Annotated in this window: 7 protein-coding genes and 1 tRNA gene; 3 read left to right on the top strand and 5 right to left on the bottom strand. The window is 63.4% G+C overall.

Translation table 11 applies throughout. The annotated features are described in order from the left end of the window. The 3 genes from EET13_RS22205 to EET13_RS22195 form a co-directional block, all read right to left on the bottom strand. Window positions 1-244 (bottom strand): WXG100 family type VII secretion target (locus tag EET13_RS22205; protein ID WP_136623228.1); only part of this gene is annotated, 244 nt, incomplete at its 3' end. Window positions 245-399: 155 nt separating this feature from the next. After that, window positions 400-1,575, bottom strand: coding sequence for a PPE family protein (locus tag EET13_RS22200; RefSeq protein WP_122444285.1), 1,176 nt, complete (start codon window positions 1,573-1,575; stop codon window positions 400-402). Between the two features lie 67 nt (window positions 1,576-1,642). After that, on the bottom strand, window positions 1,643-2,467 hold the full coding sequence (locus EET13_RS22195; RefSeq protein WP_122444284.1) for a PPE family protein, SVP subgroup: 825 nt from the start codon (window positions 2,465-2,467) through the stop codon (window positions 1,643-1,645). A 368-nt stretch (window positions 2,468-2,835) separates the two neighbouring features. On the opposite strand from EET13_RS22195, the gene EET13_RS22190 reads away from it, so the two are divergent. The 3 genes from EET13_RS22190 (at window position 2,836) to EET13_RS22180 (ending at window position 5,091) form a co-directional block, all read left to right on the top strand. Further along, window positions 2,836-2,909: transfer RNA gene (locus EET13_RS22190), tRNA-Leu, on the top strand. Window positions 2,910-3,185: 276 nt separating this feature from the next. Then, a complete protein-coding gene (locus tag EET13_RS22185; RefSeq protein ID WP_122444283.1) occupies window positions 3,186-4,472 on the top strand; it encodes a cytochrome P450 in 1,287 nt (428 codons plus the stop codon). Beyond that, the gene (locus tag EET13_RS22180; RefSeq protein ID WP_122444282.1) at window positions 4,465-5,091 is read left to right on the top strand and encodes a TetR/AcrR family transcriptional regulator; all 627 of its coding nucleotides are present in this window, start codon (window positions 4,465-4,467) and stop codon (window positions 5,089-5,091) included. The genes EET13_RS22185 and EET13_RS22180 overlap by 8 nt, the downstream gene beginning before the upstream one ends. Before the next feature lie 232 nt (window positions 5,092-5,323). Here EET13_RS22180 and EET13_RS22175 read toward each other — a convergent pair whose 3' ends face one another. After that, window positions 5,324-5,920 carry a hypothetical protein gene (locus EET13_RS22175; RefSeq protein WP_136623227.1) on the bottom strand — a complete coding sequence of 199 codons (597 nt, stop codon included), beginning with the start codon at window positions 5,918-5,920 and terminating at the stop codon, window positions 5,324-5,326. Between the two features lie 354 nt (window positions 5,921-6,274). Then, window positions 6,275-6,706, bottom strand: coding sequence for a DUF5709 domain-containing protein (locus tag EET13_RS22170; protein ID WP_244604047.1), 432 nt, complete (start codon window positions 6,704-6,706; stop codon window positions 6,275-6,277). Window positions 6,707-6,935 lie beyond the last annotated feature (229 nt).

Below are 6,935 nucleotides of genomic sequence, written 5' to 3'. Positions count from 1 at the left end.
CGTCGCGGATCAGACCGTCACGCACCCCGTGCAGCATGTTCACAATGTTGCGGAAGGCCTGGTTCATCTGGCCCATGGTGTCCAACGAGGTCGCCTCGGCCAGACCGCTCCAGCCCGCGCCGGAGATGTTCTGCGAGGACGCCCACATCCGGCGGGCCTCGTCCTCAACCGTCTGAGCGTGCGTCTCGAAACGGCCCGCCATCGCGCGCATCGCGTGGGGGTCGGTCATAAAGCGTGTTGCCATGTTGCCTGTCTCCTATCTCGAAGTCCGTTGTTGTAAGAGTTCTAGCATTTGAATCGTGCGGTGGTGGCAGCTTTGCGGAATCGCCTACGGCGCGCCCGCGGATTGCCGCCCTCACATATGCGACATGCCCCCTTTTTGGCCGGTTCTTGCAGCGGTCACACGACCACCTGCTTGGGCATAACTATTGGCTTGAACCCGTAACGCGGCCCGGCGTACGCGCCGGCGCCCTTGGCGGCAGCCGCCATCCCGGGCATCCCCGCCATTCCGGAGACCGGTGCGGCTTCCTCCGGGACACTCCAGCCGCTACCCGATAGCAAGCCGGCGGTGGAAGCCGTTGCTGGTGCGGCGCTCGACCAGCTCGCCGGCACCGACAGGCTGCCGACCAGTGACGCCTCGCCCAACCCGGCCGAGATCGCTCCGGCGCCGGCCGCGGGTGCGACGCTTTCTGCCAGCCCCGCGCCCGCGGCGGCGGCCGCTCCTGCCGCACCTTCGACAGCTTCTGCGGCTGCCTCCGTCGGCGCGAGGGCGTTGGAGAGGAATATCGCATTGGGGATCGCGGCCATAACGAACCACGCGGCGGTGTTGATCGCTCCGTTACATATGTTCGCTATGAACGGATTAGCCATGAGCGCGTCAATGTCGGAAATGATCCCGGTCAGTCCGGTCGCGTCGAGAACCGACGTGACCGGAGAGGCGAGCCCGGAAATCGTATTGGGCAATGCGGTAATCAGGTCGGTGAGTTGCGTGACGCCGGAAGAAGCGGCGGCCTGGCTCACCGCGGCGGCCTGGGCGGCGATCCCGCCGGGGTTAGTGGCCTGCGACGGCGGGGTCAACGGGGACAACACCCCGGCGGCACCCGATGCCGCCGCATAGCCGTACATCGCCATCGCGTCTTGGGCCCACATCTCCATATAGTGGCCCTCGGTGAGCATGATCGCCGGCGTGTTGATGCCCAGGAAGTTGGTGGCTACCAACGCCGCCAGCAGAGCCCTGTTGGCAGCGATGATGGGCGGAGGAACCGTCGCGGCAAACGCCGCTTCGTATGCGGCTGCCGATGCCATGGCTTGCACACCGGCCTGCTCCGCCGCAGCGCCGGTATAAGCCAACCAGGCTATGTAGGGCTGAGCTGCGGCGGCCGCGGCCAGCGACGCTGGGCCCAACCATAATTCGCCGGTCAGCTGCGCGATGATCGACTCAATTGAGGCCGCTGTGGTGCTCAGCTCGACGGCCATCCCGTTCCAGGCCGCCCCGGCCGCAAGCAGCGGTCCGGCGCCTGCGCCGGTGTACATCAGTCCCGAATTGACTTCTGGGGGCAAGGCTGCGAAATCCATTTCGTTCCTATCCTTTTGGCTTGTTTTCGCTCAGCTATCGCGTGGTGCCGGGTACCTAGACGCTCACTTAGACGCTCACCGGTTTCGGCATGACGATGGGTTTGACGCCGTAGCGTGGCGCACCGAAGCCGGCGCTGTTGCGCGCGGCCGAGGCCAGTCCCGGCACCCCGGGATAGAGCATGCCCGGAGTGGCTGCTGGTGCCGCGGCGGTCCATCCGGCACCCTGCAGCGCTCCGGTGGTTGTGCTCGAGACCAACGTGGCCTGTCCGGCCCAGCTGGGCGGCACCGACAAAGCGCCGATCGCCGACGCCTCGCCGACGCCGGCCGCGATGGAGCCTTCACCGAGCGCTGCCTCGGCCGCGCCGAGTTCTCCCAAGGCGGCTTCGCCGCCGAGGAAGGAGTCGGCGGCAGCGGCCTCTTCGGCGGGAAGCAACCCACCGCCGGCCAAACCGAGCAGGTTGGACGTGGCGGACGCCCAGTTCCCCATCCCGATGTTCAGGATGTTGGCCATGCCACCGGAGAACTGGTCGGGGATGGCTTCAGTCGTCCCCTGGATGAGGCCGCCCATGCCCGACATCAGTCCGGAGAAGGGCGAAGCGGCCGCCGAGGAATTGAGGGCCTCGGTGGCACCGTAAGTTCCGGCGCTGATCCCCAGGGTGTTCACGAACTGGTCGTGCAGGGCAGCTGCCTCGGCGCTGATCTGCTGGTAGAGAACGCCATACCCAGCGAACAGCGACGCCTGTAGTGCCGACACCATGTCGGCGGCTGCGGGAGCTATCGCAGTCGTCGGTGCGGCGGCTGCGGCGTTCTGTGCGGTCAATGAGGTGCCGAGCGCCCCTAGCTGGGCAGCCGCAGCTGTCAGCTCTTCCGGCACTATCTGCAGGAATGACATTGGTGCCTCCTAATGTGAAACATGGCGACCTTTTGACTCCCCGGGTCAACCCTGTGTGTTTGCGTAACGACCCCTGTGTATTGGCGTAACGCTAACCAGCCATGGCTTCACATTCGCCATCGAAAGCCTTAGGGTGGCAAACGTTTACGGCCTCTTAACGCTGGCGCGGGCAGTTTTAACAAGCTCCATGCGAGCGACACGGCCGTGTCATATGACCCCGATCGGCGTTGGTGTACTCATGCGCGGGGCGGGTGATCCTACTCAAACCCCCGCCAAGGCGCACGCTAGTGTTTCCTGGTTCGTATCCACATTCGTACCCAGCAGGGGATGTCGGGCGTCCGGCGTTCGGGCGCTACATTCGCCGCCGGGCCCCCATAGCCCAATTGGCAGAGGCAGCGGACTTAAAATCCGCACAGTGTCGGTTCGAGTCCGACTGGGGGCACGGGATTTCCTGCGGGTAGAGGGCAGTCCTTGCCTCAAACGTCGACAGCCTTGGGTCCCTGCACACCGGTCCATGGCTGCATGAGTCGGTAACCGGCTATTGCGCTGACTTCAGGGACAGTGCATATGCTCGGCCCTTGGCGCCACTGTGGGGACGTCATTGCGTAATACGTATGATCATGGCGGGCTAGATACCTTCTAGACAGGCGTTTTACCATCTTGTATTGACCGCTTTAGGCCGTTGGTCATACGCTCTTGATGACTGTGTCCGCACCCAATGTGCCGGTCTAGGCGCCAGCGGAGGTTGGGATATGACGTGAACAGCGCAGCTCCCAGCGTCTTCGAAGCCGGCCTTCCGACGTTCGCCTACGACCTCACCGCCACTCCACACGACGTCCTCGAAGATCTCCGACTGGCGCAATCGCGCGCGCCTCTCGCCATCGGACCCCTCGGCCCGGAAATCCTGTCCTACGAACTGGCTCGCGACGCATTGCGTGACAGCAGATTCCGCCTGCCACCTGGCATCACCCTGGCAGCGCAGGGCATCACGTCGGGTCCGTTGTTTGACAAGTTGGCAAGCAGCCTTCTGGGCCTGGACGGTGCATCACATGTTCGGTTGCGCAAACTGGTTTCCAAGGCGTTCACACCCCGCGCGATATCACGTCTTCAAGAGACGATCCATGGGGTGGTGAACGGCCTGATCGACCGGGTGGTTGACGCCGGGCGGTGCGACGTCGTGACCGACATCGCCTATCCCTATCCCACCCCGATCATGTGCGCGCTGCTCGGAGCGCCTCGCGAGGATTGGCAGTTGTTCGCGGACTGGACTGAGGAGGTCTTCAAAGCCTTCAACTTCCAGCCGGACGTCACCTTCGATGAGTCCGCGATCATGCGCGCATGGAACGAACTCGACGCTTATGTCGACGACATGGTCGCCGCCCGCCGAAACAATCTGACCGATGACCTGCTATCCGAGCTGATACGCGCAGAAAGCGACGGCGACCGGCTCAGTCTCGGCGAGCTGCGCATGCTGGTGGCGGGCTTCCTGATGGCCGGAACGGATACGACGCGAAACCAACTGGCGGCGTCGGTGCAGGTGCTCTGCGAGCACCCGGACCAATGGATGACGCTGCGCGACCATCCAGAGCTTGCGATGCAGGCGGTCGAGGAAAGCATGCGCCACTCACCGGCAGCCTGTATCGTCCCGCGGGCCGCCACTGACGATGTTGAGTTCGCCGGGTACACGTTCCCGGGAGGGACTTTCCTACTCGTGAATACCTTTGCAGCCAACCGAGATCCAGCGATCTATTGCGATGCGGACCGCTTCGGCATCGCGCGCAAGGACGTACCGGCAATTGTGACTTTCGGCGGTGGCGCGCACTACTGCCTCGGGGCTAACCTCGCACGCCGCGAACTGGCGGAAGCACTCACTGTCCTTAGCCGTCGCCTCCCCGCCACCCGTCGCGTCGGACCGGCCCCGTGGAAACCCCTGCTGGGAATGACCGGTCCCACAAGTCTTCCGATCGAATTCACCGGCGAAAGGCTAGTGAGGGCGGATGCGTAGCCGTGGCTGGGCCGGTTTGACACCCTCGTCGGACGAGGAGGCCATTTCGCGAATTCTGACTGCGGTAGACGAAGAGGTCGCCGAGCATGGAGCGGCAATACGTCTTGCCGACGTCGCCCGCAGACTCGGGGTCACTCGCCAGACGGTGTACCGCTATTTTCCCAATGCGGACGCGCTGCTCATCGCCAGCGCAATGCGTGCTGTCGACGGTTTCATCGACCAAGTTGCAGAACATGTTCGCGGACTCAACGACCCAGTCGCCGCAATCGTTGAAAGTGTGTCGTTTGGAATCGAAAATCTCGCCGGTGATCCACAGCTGGAAAACTTGCTGACCCGGCGACATGACGGCCAAGCCGTCACCTCGCTGACGTCCGACACGGCCATTACAATCTGTTTGTCCGTCTTTCACCGCTTCGATGTGGATTGGAGGCTTCACGGTTACCACGGCACCGCGCTCGGTGAACTCGCCGAAATGACCTTGCGCACAGTGCAGTCCATCCTGACCGATCCCGTGCAGCCACCCCGTGAGGGAATCGAATTACGCCGGTTCATTAGTCGATGGCTCGGTCCGGCCATCCTGTATCCACGGCTGGTGTCGCTGGTTGGCGCTGCTCGTTAGCTATCCAGGTAGCTGTCTGAGATTCTCTGCGCGAACGGTTCCTTGAGGCACTGACCGCGGAACGGTTTGTCAGCGCTTGAACTCGCGGATCGGCCCGACGACAACCGGCTGTGCCGTGCCGCAGTCCGGTGAGGATAGTCCGGGGGCTTGATTCGGGCCCCCAGGTTCAGCGCGGCTCGGCCGCAAAACCCACTGCCAGAGCGGGTTTGGTGCTGAATGACCTGTGTGGCAATCAGCCTAAACTCGTGGTTTGAGTCCGGGTGCGGAAGAACTCCTTACTGGCCGGCTGCAGGATCAATATCAGGATGGTTCCCACAAATGTCAATTCCAGGAACGCGAAAAAAATGATGATGACACCAATGCCAGCAGCCAGCAGCGTGAAAACCCCGATCGGTAGGAGCAGGATTGACAAAATCGCCTCTACCACCGAAACAACCAGAAGGACTTTTCTGGTACGGCCCTTCACAGCGGCGATTCCACCCCATATGAACAGAACGCCCAGGGCAAGCCGCACCAACGCGAACACGCCCTCCCCGACACGCCACGCATCTGTCACAAAGTGCTTGATGTCGAGGATGTCGAGAAGGAACAACAGTACAAAAAGATGGATGAGAATTTCCATGCCGCCAAGACCAAACGAAATGACCGCGGCGGTGGTGACGGCACTTGGGGGCCGTCCGGCGCGGTAGTCACCCGACATGGCAGTGCCGTACGCCGGGGCTGGAATGCCATAGCCGGGCGGTGCGGCGCCAAAGACCGGCGGTGGGGCCGGTTGAGGATGGGGCGCAGCCGCAGTATGCCTGGGCGGGCCGTGATCCGGATAAGACATCGGTTCCTCCCGTGGGCGGCGGTGTGAACGGCGCAAACCCTGACTGCCATCACACCACGCCTCACCGAAAAGCGCGCCATGACCCAAAGAAACGATGGTGTCGGGCCTTGTTGCGCCCGCGCTGGCCCGACTGGTCGCGCCGGATGAATTTCGCCGAATGGGACGAATCGGGCACCCGCGCAACCGACATCCACTGAAAGGCCGGTGACTATTGCCCAGCCGGTCTGCGTGACGACAGGCTCGGGCGCCCGAGCGCGCTATTGCCCGTGAGGCAACACGGCCAGCAGCACAGCCCACCGACCGGCATGGCGTCGGATCATGCGCGTTGTCTGTGGGCGCTCACGGCGAACTCGGTCAGTCGCCGTCGTCGATGATGTGCATCGCGGCTTCCTCGGCCGAGGCTGCGCCGCCACTGATACCGACGTCCTCGGCGACCAGTTCTGCCTCGGTGTCTTCGCCGAAGCCCAGGTCAGGTGCGACAAGGCGGCCCGCTCGGGCCCACCCGACCTCATCGCGCTGCGGGAACTCTGTCTCGCGCTCGGCTTGATCGGAGCGTTGCTGTTCGTCGTCGTCCAGCCACACCCCAATTCGCGACGCCGGATCCGGTTCTTCTTGCGCAAGCAGCTGATCCAACGTTTCGGACGGCCCGAAGGCGCCACGCGGGTACGGTCTCTCCGGCGGGGAGTACCCCTCATCGAGGATGTCGTCGACGCCCCGGTCGATCAGCGTGTCCTGCGGTTGAAGCTGGTTGTCGTCTTCCGCGTCGGCCCGGTAGGCATTGCTCACGGTGTCCTCCTTCAAATCCTGACCGCGAAATCGTGATCGCGCCGGATGTTTTCGACTCGCGCCAAGCCACAATCTAGCGCTTCCCGATTGCTGCGCCCTAGGGCCATTGGGCCTTCAGGGGCAGCGAAGCCACATCGATCAGTCGGCACCCACCACCGTTTTCAATTCCGGCCAATCTCGGTTGGAATCCGACTGGCGGCGGGCTGAAACCACGGCGGAAGGCCAGCAA

It is taken from the genome of Mycobacterium attenuatum, from assembly GCF_900566085.1.
Taxonomy (GTDB): Bacteria; Actinomycetota; Actinomycetes; order Mycobacteriales; family Mycobacteriaceae; genus Mycobacterium; species Mycobacterium attenuatum.
Note: the sequence above shows the minus strand (reverse complement) of the source record. Positions and strands in the feature narration are given on the sequence as shown.